The organism is Paractinoplanes durhamensis, from assembly GCF_016862175.1.
Classification (GTDB): Bacteria; Actinomycetota; Actinomycetes; order Mycobacteriales; family Micromonosporaceae; genus Actinoplanes; species Actinoplanes durhamensis.
This window is the reverse complement of the sequence record NZ_BOML01000021.1, coordinates 326,758-339,981: the sequence shown is the minus strand read 5'-3', so window position 1 is coordinate 339,981 and position 13,224 is coordinate 326,758. Positions and strand designations below refer to the sequence as shown.

11 protein-coding genes are annotated in these 13,224 nt (G+C 72.4%); 7 read left to right on the top strand and 4 right to left on the bottom strand.

Translation table 11 applies throughout. The annotated features are described in order from the left end of the window. Positions 1-44 precede the first annotated feature (44 nt). Together Adu01nite_RS13520 and Adu01nite_RS13515 are read right to left on the bottom strand one after the other, a co-directional pair. Positions 45-3,599 (bottom strand): alpha-L-rhamnosidase, encoded by a 3,555-nt coding sequence (locus tag Adu01nite_RS13520; RefSeq protein WP_203726973.1) that lies wholly within the window; start codon positions 3,597-3,599, stop codon positions 45-47. A 144-nt stretch (positions 3,600-3,743) separates the two neighbouring features. Continuing rightward, positions 3,744-5,207, bottom strand: a complete 1,464-nt coding sequence (locus Adu01nite_RS13515) for a tyrosinase family protein (protein WP_203726972.1) — start codon at positions 5,205-5,207, stop codon at positions 3,744-3,746. Positions 5,208-5,426: 219 nt separating this feature from the next. On the opposite strand from Adu01nite_RS13515, the gene Adu01nite_RS13510 reads away from it, so the two are divergent. The 4 genes from Adu01nite_RS13510 to Adu01nite_RS13495 all read left to right on the top strand — a co-directional run bounded on the left by Adu01nite_RS13510 (position 5,427) and on the right by Adu01nite_RS13495 (position 9,795). Beyond that, entirely contained in the window at positions 5,427-6,740 is a 1,314-nt protein-coding gene (locus tag Adu01nite_RS13510) for a S8 family serine peptidase (RefSeq protein ID WP_203726971.1), read from the top strand. Positions 6,741-6,743: 3 nt separating this feature from the next. Further along, positions 6,744-7,223 (top strand): hypothetical protein, encoded by a 480-nt coding sequence (locus Adu01nite_RS13505; protein ID WP_203726970.1) that lies wholly within the window; start codon positions 6,744-6,746, stop codon positions 7,221-7,223. Positions 7,224-7,277: 54 nt separating this feature from the next. Then, positions 7,278-7,976 (top strand): copper chaperone, encoded by a 699-nt coding sequence (locus tag Adu01nite_RS13500; RefSeq protein ID WP_203726969.1) that lies wholly within the window; start codon positions 7,278-7,280, stop codon positions 7,974-7,976. A gap of 115 nt (positions 7,977-8,091) precedes the next feature. Then, on the top strand, positions 8,092-9,795 hold the full coding sequence (locus Adu01nite_RS13495) for a ricin-type beta-trefoil lectin domain protein (protein ID WP_203726968.1): 1,704 nt from the start codon (positions 8,092-8,094) through the stop codon (positions 9,793-9,795). 38 nt (positions 9,796-9,833) lie between these two features. Here Adu01nite_RS13495 and Adu01nite_RS13490 read toward each other — a convergent pair whose 3' ends face one another. Next, positions 9,834-10,136, bottom strand: coding sequence for an STAS domain-containing protein (locus tag Adu01nite_RS13490; protein WP_203726966.1), 303 nt, complete (start codon positions 10,134-10,136; stop codon positions 9,834-9,836). A gap of 121 nt (positions 10,137-10,257) precedes the next feature. On the opposite strand from Adu01nite_RS13490, the gene Adu01nite_RS13485 reads away from it, so the two are divergent. From Adu01nite_RS13485 to Adu01nite_RS13475, 3 genes are read left to right on the top strand one after another with little or no spacing between them, the layout of a single operon-like run. Continuing rightward, entirely contained in the window at positions 10,258-10,935 is a 678-nt protein-coding gene (locus Adu01nite_RS13485; protein ID WP_203726965.1) for a response regulator transcription factor, read from the top strand. Next, entirely contained in the window at positions 10,932-12,284 is a 1,353-nt protein-coding gene (locus Adu01nite_RS13480; RefSeq protein WP_203726964.1) for a sensor histidine kinase, read from the top strand. The genes Adu01nite_RS13485 and Adu01nite_RS13480 overlap by 4 nt, the downstream gene beginning before the upstream one ends. Next, positions 12,281-12,829 carry a GerMN domain-containing protein gene (locus tag Adu01nite_RS13475; protein ID WP_203726963.1) on the top strand — a complete coding sequence of 183 codons (549 nt, stop codon included), beginning with the start codon at positions 12,281-12,283 and terminating at the stop codon, positions 12,827-12,829. Before Adu01nite_RS13480 ends, Adu01nite_RS13475 begins: the two co-directional genes overlap by 4 nt. Here Adu01nite_RS13475 and Adu01nite_RS13470 read toward each other — a convergent pair. After that, entirely contained in the window at positions 12,805-13,176 is a 372-nt protein-coding gene (locus tag Adu01nite_RS13470; RefSeq protein ID WP_203726962.1) for an STAS domain-containing protein, read from the bottom strand. The two genes, Adu01nite_RS13475 and Adu01nite_RS13470, sit on opposite strands and share 25 nt — an antisense overlap. Positions 13,177-13,224: the final 48 nt, after the last annotated feature.

Genomic DNA, 13,224 nt, shown 5'->3' with positions numbered 1-13,224 from the left:
GCGTGCCAGTCAATCACAGCCCGTCCGCCGCGCTTCGCCACCAGCTAGGCCACGGTGAAGGTGTAGCTGCCGGAGCCGAGCGAGTAGGAACCGACGCCCTGCGGGACGGCTTCGGGAGGTGCGGTAACCGACCCGGAGGAGAAGACCGGGAGGCGTACGGTCGCGGTCGCACCAGCCGGGATGACGACCTTGAGGGTCAGCGTCGAGCCGCTGCGGGTCCACGACGAGCTGGTCGGCCCGTAACCGGTGGTGAGCGCGGCCGCCGCGCTGGTGAGGGTGCCGCCCGGCAGCGGGGCGATGAGCACCTGGCGGTAGCCGGGTGCGGCCGGCGCGACGCCGCCGACGCTGCGGTAGAGCCAGTCGCCGACCGAGCCGAGCCCGTAGTGGTTGAACGAGTTCATCCCCGGGTCCTGCAGCGTGCCGTCGGTCCTGATCCCGTCCCAGCGCTCCCAGATCGTGGTGGCGCCGCGCGAGTTCATGTAGCCCCAGCCGGGATAGTCGGGCTGTTGCAGGATCCGGTAGGCGGTGTCCGCGTGCCCGTGGTCGGCGAGCACCGGGAGCAGGTTCTCCACCCCCATGAAGCCGACCGAGAGATGCCCGCCGCGGGCGTCGACCGCGGCCGCGAGCTTGTCGGCGACGGCCTGCTGCCGGGCCGGCGGCACCTGTTCGAAGGCGAGCGCCAGCACGTAACCGGTCTGGCTGTTGCTGCCGACCGTCCCGTCGGCCGCCACGAACCGGCTGGTGAAGGCGGCGGCGATCTGGTCGGCGAGGGTGCCGTAGGTGGTCGCCTCGGCGGTGCGCCCGGTGGCCGCGGCCATCCGCGACAACAACCGCGCGGACCAGCCGAAGTACGCCGTACTCGTCAGATCGTTGGCGGTGTTGTCGTTGACGTTGAGCCAGTCACCGAACGTCTCCTGATCGCGGATCAGGTCACTGCCCGATGTAGACCGCAGGTAGTCGACGTAGCGCTGCATCGCCGCGAAGTGCGCGTCGGCGACGGACAGATCGCCGTAGCGCTGCCAGATCGTGTACGGCACGATCACGCCCGCGTCGGCCCAGCCCGCCTTGCCCCCGCCGCTGATCACGGCCGGCGCCACGTCGGTGAACGCCCCGTCCGCGCGCTGTGCGTCGACCAGGTCGTCGACGAACTTGGCGAGCAGCCCGTGGGTGTCGAAGCCGAACGTGGAGGTGGCGGCGAACGCGGCGATGTCACCGGTCCAGCCGAGCCGTTCGTCGCGCTGCGGGCAGTCGGTCGGGATCGACAGCATGTTGGACCGGGCGCCCCACAGGATGTTGTGCGCCACCTGGTTGATGCTCGCGTCACTGGTGGTGAAGGTGCCGGTGGAAGCGCCGGCGGTCCAGGCCGCGAGACCGACGAGATCGAAGGACGAGATGCCGGTGACTTCGACATATCGATAGCCGTGCACCGTGAAATGCGGTTCGAAAACCTCCGGGGAGCCGGTTCCGGCCAGGGTGAACGTGTCGGTGGCCTGGGCGGCCCGCAGGTTTGTCGTGTAGAGCGTGCCGTCGGCGTTGAGGATCTCGCCGTGCCGCAGCGTGACCTTGGTGCCGGCCGGCCCGGTCACCCGCAGCCGGTTCCAGCCGGTGAAGTTCTGCCCGAGGTCGGCGATCCACACGCCCGGCTTGGGCTGGGTGATCGCGACCGGCGACAGCTCCTGCTGCACGGTCACCCCCGGGTCGACCTGGGCGACCAGATGCGGCTGAGCCCCGGCACGGACGGTCACCGCGGTGCCGGCACCGGGCGTGATCCGGGCGTCCTGATCCTCGCCCTGATAGAGATCGTCGGCGACGACCGTGCTGGCGCTCGCGGTCCAGGTGCCGTCGGTCAGCACGGTCGCCGCGCTGCCATCGGCGTACTCCATGGTGAGCCGCGCCGAATACCACGGCGACGTCCCGTAGATCGCGCTGCCCGCGAAGCCGACGTTGCCGGAATACCAGCCGTTGCCGACCAGCGCCCCCAGCGTGTTCCCACCCTGCTTGAGCAGCGCGGTGACGTCGTAGTCGCGATATTGCAGCCGCTTGCCGTAGTCGGTCCAGCCCGGCGCCAGCCGCTCGGCACTGACCCGCGCACCGTTGAGATAGGTCTCGTGCAGCCCGAGCGCCGTCGCGAACAGCCGCGCCCTCGCCACCGGCTTCCCCACATCAAAACCCTTGCTGAGGTACGGCGTGGGATGCGGCACGCTGACCTGGGCTCCCCACGGTCCGCCCCCGATCGCCGCGGTCACCTGGGCGGCGGGCCAGGCCGAGTCGTCGAAGGCCGGTTGCTGCCAGCCACCGGCGCCGGTCGTCGAGGCCTTCCACGAACCGTCGGTGACGAGCCCGGTGCTCAGCTTCGCGACCAGACCGGCCGGCCCTTCGCTGGTGTTGGTGCCGGCGATCGCGACGGTGTTGCCGCCGGCGTGCAGCTGGGCGGTCACGTCCACGGTGGTCGCCCGCTTCCACGAGTCGGTGACCCGGCGCGAGGCGCTGACCTGCGCGCCGTTGACCCAGACGTCGGCGGTGTCGTCACCGGTGACGACCAGCACCGACTTGCCGACGCTCGCGAGCGTGAACGTCTTCCGGAAGTAGCGGGTGGCGGCCGGCGCGCTGGTGGCGGGGTCGCCTTCCGGGTACCAGATCCAGTTAGCGCCGGTGAGGTTCTCGGTCACCGGGGCGCCGATGAACCCGGCCTGCCACTCGGTCGCCGGGTCGAAGAGCCCGGTGTCGAAGGTGGCCGCCGCACTCCACGGGCTCGGCCGCCCCTGGGCGTCCCACACCCGTACCCGCCAGAAATACCGCTTGTTGCTGGTCAGCGCGGGCCCGCCGTAGGCCACGTCGACGCTCTGCCCGGACGCGACCGGCCCGCTGTCCCACACGTCCGAGCCGCCGGCCGCGGTGCCGACGGCGACCTGGTAGCGGCCCTGCACCTGACCCGGCGCACCGGCCACGAGCTTCCACCCGAGGAGCGGCCGGGCCGCGTCGACGCCGAGCGGATTCGTCTGCCGCTGCGCGGTCAGGCCGGTCACGGTGACCGGCGAGGCCCGGCTCGGGTCCGGGGCGGCGACATTGCGGGCCCACGGCCCGCTGCCGTAGACGCCGAGCTCTTTGGCGGAGACCCAGGATTTGGGTACGGCGTTCGCGGCCTGCCACGCCCCGTCGGTGACCAGGTCGACGGTCCCGGCCGCGGCGGCCACCCGCAGATGGCCGAGCAATCCGGCCGGCCCGGTGCTGGTGTTGCGCACCGCGATCTCGAGGGTGTTGGCGCCGGCCCGCAGCGCGGCGGCCAGGTCGACGTAGCGGGCCTGCTTCCACGCGTCGGTGGTGCGCGGCGAGCCGGCCAGGTAGGTGCCGTTGAGCCAGACGTCGGTGGTGTCGTCGCCGGTCACCACGAGTTGCGCGTCGGTCCAGGGCCCGGCCGGGGCGGTGAACTCCCGGCGCAGGTAGCGGGTGGCGGCCGGCGCGGTGACCGCCGGGTCGCCCTCCGGGAACCAGATCCAGTGGGCGTTGTCGAGGCCGGCCGGCGCCGCGGTGGCGGCGGCCGCCGGGACCAGGACGGACGTGACGATCAGGAGGAGGACGAGTAGGAGTTTGCGTTTCATGCAGATCTCCCGGGGAGCGAAGAGCGATTTGAACGTTTCAAAACGTCCACTTCGGACCCTATGCTCGCCGCCTAGATCCACTCAATAAGACATCGATGAACGTGCACGTTTGTACAACGGCACGCCCATCGATGCCCAGCTTCGTCATTGGAAGAACAGGCCGATCCGGCCGACCTCCACCGGCTGCGATTCCGGCCCGGCGACGTCGCCGGCGTCCGGGAGGATCGGCACGAAGGTGACCGTCACCAGGCTGTCGTCCCACTGCCCGTCGTCCCGGAGCTGGTGGTACAGCGCGGTGACATCCAGCGCCTGGCTGATCGCGCCGGCGTGCTCGCCGCCGAACCGGGTGGTCTCCTCGATCCCGAAGAACGACACGTTGCCGACGTAGTGCGTGTCGTTGGCCGGGTCGTCGTCATCGTCCGGGACGTTCAGGTAGACCGCGTAGGAGTAGCCCGGATTCCGCCCGGCGCGCATGTCCTCGACGGTGAGCACGACCCGGGACGGGGTGCTGCCCGCGGTCGCGGCGAGCGGGCCGGCCGGCGGCGAGATCGGGAACCGGTTGGTGGACCGGCGGCCGGCCAGGGTGATCGGTTCGCTGGTCGCCCCGACCAGCTCGGCCGGGTGCTCGGGGGCCGGTCCGGACGACATCGGTTTCGCCTCCATCGGTCCGGCGGGCGGGGTCACCTCGGCGTACCGGTAGCCCAGGTCGGCGACCTCGTCGAGGACTTTCTCGGTGCGCTGCTTCAGGTCGGCGCCGGTCCGGTCGTGGAAGTGCGACTCCATGGTCAGCCAGGCGGCCTCGGTCGGGTTGGCCCGCGGCGGCTGGTCCTGGGCGAGCCAGACCGACCACAACCGGTCGATGTTCGCATGGTGCAGCCAGAAGATCGGGTCGAGCGCGGCGGTGTCGAAGGCGCTCATCAGGCCGTCGGCCCCGCCCACCTCGGTGTGCACCGAGCCGTGCGGGGTCGCCTCCAGCAGGCCCGAGGTCCGGATGCCGTTCTCGAACATGTGATGCCACCCGGTCCGCGGGCCACCGAAGCTGCCGAGACCCGCGAAGACCGTCGCCGGAAGGGCGAATCGTGCGGTCGTCACCGAAATCGGGCCCTGCCGTCCGTCCCGCATTCCGTCGCCGTTGTTGAGATCGCGGCCCGGTGCTTTGTTCCGTTCGTCGACGAATAGCGGATTGGGCCGGCCATCGCGAAGAAATTTCGCCCGGAACGGCGGCGGCAGCGTGTTGGTCACGCCGCGCCGATCATAATTCCAGTACGGCAACGCCCACGTCGATTTCGTTCCCCGGTCGATCTCCGCGGACGCCTCGATGATCGACCGGGCGATCTCCTCGAACCAGTAAAGGTACATCCGGTGCCATGGCAGGAAATTCCAGCTGGTGTGCTGACATTGATGCCGCCAGACGTCCGGCGGTTCGGTCGGCGGCAGGTTCATCGAGTGCACCGACGACTGGTAGAGCCAGCCGGTCGGATCGCCGGGGTCGGCCTCGGAGCGACGTTGCATCTCGCCGACCGCCAGGGCGTACGCGAACGTGATCGGATGCCACTCCTGCTGGCTTTCCAATTCCCAGATGTCCTCGCGGACGCGGACCTTATTCACGTTATCTCCTCTCGATCGGGCCGATCGATCATTTCGCACATGACAACCGAACCGTTTCTTTCTCCCCGCCCGATCGAATCCGGCGCAATCAGCCGTTCAGATAGCGCGAACCCGGCGGAAAGAGCAGACCGATTCACTGGTTCTATCGGTCAACATTTTCGGATGATCGCATCGTGTTCGGCGCCCACAAAACAGGAAAGGCTTCCCCTCGGAGGTGCCATGCGAATCGAGTACTACGCCGGCGGACGAAAACGGCGGATAACGCTGGCCGAGCCGACCGCCCGGCGGGCCGCGCCGATGAGCCCGCCCACCGCCGAGGCGGCCACCGTCATCCCCACCGCGACCATGTCGGTCGGCGGCGCCCGGACGGCCGAGCTGGCCTGGCTCCGCGCCGAGTTCGGCATCACCACGGTGACCGAGGGCAGCCACGGCAAGGTCCTGCTGGCCGCCCCGGCCGGCGCCACCGACCCGATCCGCCTGGTCGCCCGGGCGGCGACCGCGCTGGTCGAGCGGGGCCTCGTCGAGTCCGCCCAGCCCAACTTCAGCCGTCTGATGGCGCCGCCGCCCGCGCCCGGTGCGGCCGCGGCCACCCAGTGGGGGCTGAACAATCCCGGCGACCCCGGCGTGGTCGGCGCCGACGTCGCCGCCGAGGCGGCCTGGACGATCACCCGCGGCGATCCCGAGGTCCGGGTCGCGGTCCTCGACGACGGCGTGGACACGTCGCACCCGTTCCTCAAGCCGGCGCTGGTCGCCGAGCGCGACTTCCGGGACGGCGACGACCTCGCCGCACCCCAGCGGGACGAGTCGCACGGCACCGCCTGCGCCGGCATCATCCTCAGCCGGGACGACACGGTCCGCGGGCTGGCGCCGGGCGTCTCCCTGGTGGCCTGCCGGATCGGCGGCTACATCGGGGCCGGCTGGCTCGCCGACGACTTCTCGGTCGCCGACGCGATCGACTGGTGCTGGGACACCGCCGGCGCCGCGGTCCTCTCCAACTCCTGGGGCGGCGGCCCGCCGAGCGACCTGGTCATCCAGGCGATCACCCGGGCCCGCACCCGGGGCCGCGGCGGCAAGGGCACGCTGATCGTGGTGGCGGCCGGCAACCACGAGGACCCCGCGATGGTCTATCCCGGCGACGGTCCCGACATCCTCACCGTCGGCGCCTCCAACCAGTGGGACGAGCGCAAGACCCGCACCTCCCGGGACGGCGAGACCACCTGGGGCAGCAACTCCGGCCAGGGCCTCGACCTGATGGCGCCGGGCGTGCAGATCCGCACCACCGACCTGGCCGGGGCGGCCGGCAGCGACCCGGGGCCGACCACCGGCCGGTTCAACGGCACCTCGGCGGCGACCCCGTTCGCCGCCGCGGCCGCCGCCCTGGTCATGTCGGTCCGGCCCGACCTCACCGAGGCCGAGGTCCGCGCCCTGCTGACCGGGATGGCCGACAGCATGGGCCCGACCGGCTGGGACCCGCAGGTCGGCTTCGGCCGGCTCAACGCGTTCGCCGCCCTGCGCGCCGCCCGGCGGAGGTGACCCGTGGCCTACTACTGGGCGGGCAAGCAACGAATTCCGCTCGCCGCCACCCGGCTCGTCGCGGTCGACGTGCCCGCCGCCGAGCGGGCGAAGCTGTGGAGCGGGGACGTGACCGGGGAACCGGTGACCGGCGGCATCGTGCTGGTGCCGGCGGCCGCGCTGACCCCGCAGCTGATCGAGCGGCTGCGGAAGGCCGGTGCGGCCCACCCGGTCCTCGAACACGACGACACCCTGCTGGTGGTGCTGCCCGAGGTGCGGGTGGACACCGGCGGCGCCGGGACGGCCGCCACCGTCCGGGCGGCCGCCGCGGCCTACGAGGGGGACGTCGACGTCGAGCAGACCCGGCCCGGCCAGCTCGTCCTGCGACCCGCCAGCGGGCGCGGCGAGGACGCCCTCGACCTGGCCAACTACGTCTACGAACACGCCGGCCCGGCCGCCGCCCAGGCCCGCTTCCTGCGCATCACCCCCGGCGACGGCCGATGAACGCCACCGCGACCGGCGGCGGCCGATGAACGCCACCACGACCGGCGGTGGTCGATGAGCGCCACCGCGACCGAGGCGGTCGGCCGGCGTGCGGTCGCGCGGTTCCGGGCGTACACCTGGCGGCATCCGGAGTGGCCGGTCCTGGTCGTCGCCGCGGCCGCCGGGGTGTCGCTCGTCGCCGGGCACACCGGCCCGCACGCCGAGCACGCACCCGCGCCCGGCCCCGGGGCGGTCGTGACCGGCTGGCTCCTGATGTCGGCGGCGATGATGCTCCCGCCGGCCCTGCCCGCGGTGCGGCACGCCGCGCTGACCGGCAAGTGGCGGCGCCGGCCGCGCACCGTCGCGCTGTTCACGGCCGGCTACCTGCTGCTCTGGGCGGCGTACGGGCTGGTCGCCATCCCGGCCGCCCGGCTGCTGGGGTTGTCCGTGCCGGTGGCCCTGCTGATCGCGGCGGCCTGGGAGCTCACCCCGTGGAAGCGGGGCCGGCTGCGCAAGTGCCGGCGCCGCCCGCCGCTGCCGCCGGACGGGCGCCGGGCCGATCTCGCCTGCCTGCGGGCCGGCCTGCGGCACGGGCTGGCCGGGGCCGGTGCGTGCTGGGCGGTGATGCTGCCGATGGCCGCCGCCACCCACCCGCACCTGCTGCTGACGGCTGTCCTGACCCTCGTCGTCCTGGCCGAGGAGTTGCTGGTGAGCGGCGCGCGCTACACGACCGCGGCCGCCCTGATCCTGATCACCGCCGCGGCGGTGTCCTGAGCGACTGACGGGCACGCCGACCCGTACATCGGGCAGTGCAAGTCATTAAAGCTTGTTAAATGTCGGACCGCTCCAGACCATGAGTCTCCCCATATTTCCCCCGGAGGTCCTGCACATGCGCTCGAAAAAGGGTTGGAAGAGAGCGCTCTTCCTGGTTCCCGTCGTAGCGATCCCCCTGGTTGCCGCCGCCGTCGTGACGCTGAACGCCGAGGCCGCGGTGCCCCCGACGCCGTCCGGCTTCACGCTCACCTGGAGCGACGACTTCAACGGTGCCGCCGGCACCGGCATCGACCAGAGTCTGTGGAAGTACGACACCGGGCCGGGCAGCAGCTTCGGCACCGGCGAGATCGAGACCATGACCAACAGCACCTCGAACGTCTACTACGACGGTCAGGGCCACCTGGTCCTGCAGGCCAACCACGCCGGTTCCGACCCGCGGGCCGGGTGGACGTCCGGTCGGGTGGAGACCCAGGCGGCCACCTTCGGCGCGGCCGCGGGCGGCGTCGTACGCATGGAATCCGTTCTTCAGCAGCCCAACGTGACCACCGCGAACGGCGCGGGCTACTGGCCGGCGTTCTGGATGCTCGGCGCGCCGCTGCGGTCCGGGGTCACCTGGCCGAAGTCCGGCGAGATCGACATCATGGAGGACATCAACGGCCGCAGCTCGGTCTTCGGCGCCCTGCACTGCGGCGTCAACCCGGGCGGCCCGTGCAACGAGTCCACCGGCATCACGTCCGGCGAGCGGGCCTGCGGAGGCTGCCAGACCGGCTTCCACGACTACGCCGTCGAGATCGACCGGTCGACGTCGCCCGAGCAGATCCGGTTCTACCTGGACGGGAACAACTACTACACGATCAACGCGAACCAGGTGGACGCCACCACCTGGTCGGACGCGGTCGACCACCCGTTCTTCATCATCTACGACCTGGCGATCGGCGGTGGCTTCCCGGACGCGTTCGGCGGTGGCCCGAACGCGGCCACCGTCTCCGGCGGCAAGCTGATCATCGACTCGGTGGCGGTCTACAACAAGGCGACCGGCGGTTCCGGCGGCACGACGTCCGGCCAGGCCATCACCGGTCCCGGCGGCAAGTGCGTGGACGTGGCCGGCGACGACACCGGCAGCGACGGCACCGCGGTCCAGCTGTGGGACTGCCAGACGGCGGCCAAGGACCAGCACTGGACGTGGAGCGGGCAGGCCCTGCAGACCCTCGGCAAGTGCCTGGACATCGCCGGCGGCGCGAGCGCGGCCGGCACCAAGCTGCAGCTGGCCACCTGCAACAGCGGCGGCTACCAGGCGTGGGTGCGGCAGTCCGACGGCTCGTTGAAGAACCCGGCCAGCGGCCGCTGCATCGACTCGCCGAACGGTGCCACCGCCAACGGCACCCGGCTGCAGATCTGGGACTGCAACGGCGCCGCCGCCCAGAAGTTCGCCATCGGCACCCCGATCTACGGGCCGGGCGGCAAGTGCGTGGACGTGGCCGGTGACGACAACGGCAGCGACGGCACCGCCATCCAGCTCTGGGACTGCCAGCAGGCGACCTCGGCCGACCAGAAGTGGACCTGGACCGGCCAGACCCTGCGCACGCTGGGCAAGTGCCTGGACATCGCGGGCGGCGCCAGCGCGGCCGGCACCAAGCTCCAGCTCGCCACCTGCAACAGCAGCGGCTACCAGAATTGGGTGGCCAACGCCAACGGCTCGATCTCCAACCCGACCACCGGCCGGTGCATCGACTCGCCGAACGGTGCCACCGCCAACGGCACCCGCCTGCAGATCTGGGACTGCAACGGCGCCGCGGCGCAGAAGTTCGCCCTGGCGTAAATGACCGGGCCGCCGGTCTCGAACCGAGACCGGCGGCCCTACGCCGTGGCGGCGACGTCGAAGACGTGGCCCAGCCGGGCAAGGTGCAGGATCCGCTGCACCCGCGGGGTCGGCCCGCGCAGCACCAGCCGGCCACCACTGCTGATCATGTCGCGGTGGGCCCGCAGCAGAACCCCGATCGCGGCCGCGTCGATCAGCGGGCTGTCCCGCAGATCGATGACCAGCCGGCGGGGGCGCATCTCCACCGCACCGGCGATCAGGCGCTCCCACCGTTCGACGGCGAGGCCGTCGAACGATTCGGTGACGACCACCACCGCCTCGGGTATCTCGTGTTCCGCCATGCGCCAAGATTCATCGCCGGGTGTGGCAGCTTCTCCACAGCCCCATGACAGTTCCGTGACAGTCCCGCCGATCCGGCCGCCCGCGCTCGCCGCTCCCCTGCCCACCAGCCATGATGAGGTGGTGTCAGCAGTCTTGGTGATCGAGGACGACGACCGGATCCGGCTCTCCCTCGTGCTCGCGCTCGAGGACGAGGGCTACGCGGTGTCCGGCGTGCCGACCGCCGAGGAGGGCCTGGAGCTCCAGCGCCGGTCGCCCGCCGACACCGTGCTGGTCGACCTGATGCTGCCCGGGATCGACGGCTTCGAGTGCATCCGGCAGATGCGGCGCACCGACGACGTGCCGATCGTGGTGATCAGCGCCCGGGACGACACCCACGACATCGTCGCCGCGCTGGAGGCCGGCGCCGACGATTACCTGGTCAAGCCGGTCGCGGTCAAGGAGCTGACCGCGCGGCTGCGGGCGCTGCGCCGGCGGGCCCGGGCGGTCACCCCGGAGGCCGTGCCGGTGCTGCGCTTCGGCGAGCTGGAGATCCTGCCCGAGGCCGGCGAGGTGCGCCGGCGCGGCGAGCCGGTGGCGGTCACCCGCACCGAGTTCCAGCTGCTCTGCGAGCTGGCCGACCACCCGGGCCGGGTGCTCTCCCGCCAGCAGCTGCTGCAGCGCGTCTGGGAGTACGACGGCGGCGACGAACGCCTCGTCGACGTGCACGTCGGCCGGCTGCGGCAGAAGATCGAGGACGACTCGGCCGCGCCCCAGCACCTCGTCACCGTCCGCGGCCTCGGCTACAAGCTGCAACGATGATCCGGGCCGGGCTGCGCGCACGGGTCATCGCCGGCTTCGCCGCCGGGGCGCTCGCGCTGTCCGCCACGATGGCCTTCGCGTCGTACGAGATCGTCCGGCACTCGCTGCTCGGCGAGCGGGAGAGCACCGCCATCCGGGCCGCCTACTACGACGCCGCCGTGATCCGGGCCGGCATCGTCGCCACCGCCGACCCCGACCTGGTCGCCCTGCTGCGCGCGCTGGACACCGGCGAGAACCGGCGTGCGCTGCTGCACCGCGACGGCGAGTGGTTCGCCCGCAGCGCCGACCTCGGCACCACCAGCGCGGTCCCGGCCGCGCTGCAGGAGCAGGCCCGGTCCGGCCGGGCCTCGGTCCAGCGGGTCCGGGCCGACGGCGCCCCGACCCTGGTGGTGGCGGTGCCGATCGCCACCGACACGGTGTTCTACGAGGTCGACTCGCTCGCCGAGCTCGACCACACGCTGCGGGTGCTGACCATCGTGCTGACCGCGGTCGCGATCGCCACCGCCCTGGCCGGCGCCGGCCTCGGGCTCTACGCGAGCCGCTACGTGATGCGGCCGCTGGTGCGGGTGGCGCAGGCCGCCCAGGACATCGCCACCGGCGCGTCCGACGCCCGCCTCGACCCGGCCCAGGAGCCCGACCTCGGCCGCCTCACGTCCTCGTTCAACGCCATGGTCGACGAGCTGTCGGCCCGGCTGGAACGCGACCGCCGGTTCGCCGCCGACGTCAGCCACGAGCTGCGCTCCCCGTTGCAGACGCTCTCCGCCGCCGCCAGTGTCCTCACCCGCCGCCGCGCGCACCTCGACGAGCGCACCGCGACCGCGGCCGGTCTGGTCGCCGACGAGATCGCCCGCTTCCAGCAGCTGGTCAACGACCTGATCACGCTGGCCCGCAGCGACCGGGCGGCGCAGCGGGCGCCGGTCGACGTCGCCGGGCTGGCCCGCTCGGCCTGCCGGGAACGCGGGCTGCCGGAGAGCATCGTGCACGCCGAGGGCGAACCCAGCTGGACCGTCGACCGCCGCCGGATCGGCCAGGTGCTCGGCAACCTGCTCGACAACGCGACCGCCTACGGCGGCGGGGCGGTGGCGATCCGGCTGACCCTCGACGACGGGCTCGGCCGGATCGAGGTCGACGACGAGGGGCCCGGGGTCAGTCCCGAGGACAAGGCCGAGATCTTCGACCGTTTCGTCCGCGGCCGGGCCGCCGGGACCAGGGGCGGCACCGACGGCACCGGGCTCGGCCTGGCGATCGTCGCCCAGCACGCGCTCGCGCACGGCGGCACCGCGACCGTGCTGGACCGGCCGGGCGGCGGCGCCCGGTTCCGGGTCGACCTGCCCGGGAGCACGGCATGAGGGCCAGGTTGCTTCTGGCGGCCGTGCTGCTGCTCGGCGGCTGCGGCGTGCCGGTGGACAGCGAGCCACGCGATCTGACCGCCCCCGCCCTCCCGTTCGGGTCCAGCGGCCCGGCCCGCGACCAGCTCGGCACCGCCGTCGAGCGGCTCTACCTGGTCCGCGACGGCGAGTTGAGCCGGGTGATCCGGCAGGTGCCGGCCCCGCGGACGCCCGCGCAGATGGTGCAGGATCTCCTGGCCGGGCCGACCGCCAAGGAGCACGAGGACGGGCTGAGCAGTGCGCTGAGCACGATGCAGGTCGAGGGGATCACCGTCGTGCAGCGGCGGGCCGTCATCGCCATCGGCGAGACCGCCGGCCAGGGCGCCCGCAGCGACGAGATCCTCGCCTACGGCCAGATCGTCTGCACCCTCACCAGCCAGGGTGCCGAGGTCGGCACGGTCGCGTTCACCAGCGACGGCCGGCAGCTGGGGGTCCCGCGCGGCGACGGATCGCTCTCCGCCGACCCGCTCACCATCGCCGACTACGCGGGGCTGATCGGCTCCTGAGCGTCCTCGACGGCCTCGTCGGCCGACTCGTAGAGCGGGAACGCCGTGTGCAGGCGCATGGTGTGCAGCACGGTCTGCACGAACCGGGACGGCGCGGCGAGCACCAGCTCACCCTCCCGCTGCCGGGCCGCGCTGCGGGCCCGCACCAGGATGCCCAGCCCGGTCGCCTCGATCACGTGCACCCGGGCGAGATCGACCACCACCCGGGGCCGCGCCCGCACCGCCTCGTCGAGCGCGACGCGCAGCTCGGGGACCACCTCGGGGTCGATGTCGCGGTCCACCCGCACCACGGCCGTCGACGCGGTCAGGCTGAGCGTGACCACCTGCACGGTCGGCACGGCTGTCATATCCGCTCCCCTCGGCGGCGGGACGACCGGTTGTCCCGCGTACCGAAA

What these genes read in the sequence shown, in the direction of transcription:
- Adu01nite_RS13495 (WP_203726968.1), top strand. Translation starts at nt 8,092, where the DNA reads ATGCGCTCGAAAAAGGGTTGGAAGAGAGCGCTCTTCCTGGTTCCCGTC.
- Adu01nite_RS13520 (WP_203726973.1), bottom strand. Translation starts at nt 3,599, where the DNA reads ATGAAACGCAAACTCCTACTCGTCCTCCTCCTGATCGTCACGTCCGTC.
- Adu01nite_RS13480 (WP_203726964.1), top strand. Translation starts at nt 10,932, where the DNA reads ATGATCCGGGCCGGGCTGCGCGCACGGGTCATCGCCGGCTTCGCCGCC.
- Adu01nite_RS13475 (WP_203726963.1), top strand. Translation starts at nt 12,281, where the DNA reads ATGAGGGCCAGGTTGCTTCTGGCGGCCGTGCTGCTGCTCGGCGGCTGC.
- Adu01nite_RS13490 (WP_203726966.1), bottom strand. Translation starts at nt 10,136, where the DNA reads ATGGCGGAACACGAGATACCCGAGGCGGTGGTGGTCGTCACCGAATCG.
- Adu01nite_RS13510 (WP_203726971.1), top strand. Translation starts at nt 5,427, where the DNA reads ATGCGAATCGAGTACTACGCCGGCGGACGAAAACGGCGGATAACGCTG.
- Adu01nite_RS13470 (WP_203726962.1), bottom strand. Translation starts at nt 13,176, where the DNA reads ATGACAGCCGTGCCGACCGTGCAGGTGGTCACGCTCAGCCTGACCGCG.
- Adu01nite_RS13500 (WP_203726969.1), top strand. Translation starts at nt 7,278, where the DNA reads ATGAGCGCCACCGCGACCGAGGCGGTCGGCCGGCGTGCGGTCGCGCGG.